A 1,182-nucleotide genomic window follows, 5' to 3' on the forward strand; every position below is an offset into this window, starting at 1 on the left:
CTATATCGGCAAGCACGAGCGCGTCTGGGTGCCGACGCGGTTGCAGATCGCACAGCACTGGCACGACAAGCATGCGCATCTGGCCGCCGACGCATTCGAGATCGGGTGAGATGATGTCGAAAGTTTCGCTCGCCGATCTCAACGCCGCAAGCAGCCATGACTTCGTTGCGGCGCTCGCCAACGTCGTCGAATACTCGCCGTGGATCGCCGAGCAGCTTGCGGCAAGCCGGCCGTTCGCCTCCCTCAAGGAGCTGCACGCCGCGCTGATGGCCGCGATCCAGACTGCCGAACCCGACGTGCAGCTCGCGCTGATCCGGGCGCATCCCGATCTCGCCAACAACACGCAGCGTGCCGCCGGCCTGACCGCGGAATCGACCGACGAGCAGAACGGCGCCGGGCTCGACCGGCTGTCCGAGGCCGAATATGCGGCGTTCCAGCGGGCCAACGACGCCTACCGCGACAAGTTCGGCTTCCCCTATATCGTCTGCGTGCGCCGTCACACCAGGGATTCCATCCTGCGTGACTTCGAGGCGCGGCTGCTCAATATCGCCAAGACCGAGACGCGGCGTGCGATCGAGGAAATTGGCCGCATCTCCGCGCTGCGGCTCGATCAGCTCGTCATTGCCGAAGACAGGTTGAAGGTGCACGGCCGGCTCTCGACGCATGTGCTGGACACTCACATCGGCAAGCCCGCGCCGGGCATCCCGATCGAGCTCGTGGAGCTCGCGAGCCTCGGCGAGAGCCGCGTCGTCGCGCGCGCGGTGACCAATGGCGACGGCCGCACCGACCAGCCGCTGATCGGCGATCGCCCGCTGCCGATCGGCCGCTACGAGCTCCGCTTCCACGTCGCCAGATACTACGCCGAGCGCAATGTGCCACTGTCCGATCCTCCGTTCCTCGACGAGATCCCGCTGCGCTTTGCGATCAGCGAGCCGGAAAGCCATTACCACGTGCCGCTGCTGGTCACGCCCTGGAGCTACTCGACCTACCGCGGCAGCTGAAGCACGCAGGTCGGGCGGGTTGGTTCACCTCTCCCCGACGGGGAGAGGTCGGATTGCGCAGCAATCCGGGTGAGGGGCCGCGGCCTTAGTGAGACTTAAGCCCCTCACCCGGATCGCATCTTCGATGCGCTCCGACCTCTCCCTACGGGAGAGGTGAAACCCCATCTAGCCACCGAACTTC

General features: G+C 65.9%; 1 protein-coding gene and 1 pseudogene. Both read left to right on the plus strand.

Going from position 1 to position 1,182, the window contains the following annotated elements:
- A pseudogene (locus JHD07_RS25435) lies at positions 1 to 109 on the plus strand (allantoinase); the annotation flags it as partial.
- Positions 110 to 113: 4 nt separating this feature from the next.
- On the plus strand, positions 114 to 1,001 hold the full coding sequence (gene uraD / locus JHD07_RS25440) for a 2-oxo-4-hydroxy-4-carboxy-5-ureidoimidazoline decarboxylase (RefSeq protein WP_291627058.1): 888 nt from the start codon (positions 114 to 116) through the stop codon (positions 999 to 1,001).
- Positions 1,002 to 1,182 lie beyond the last annotated feature (181 nt).

The organism is Bradyrhizobium sp. (genome assembly GCF_016462955.1).
Classification (GTDB): Bacteria; Pseudomonadota; Alphaproteobacteria; order Rhizobiales; family Xanthobacteraceae; genus Bradyrhizobium.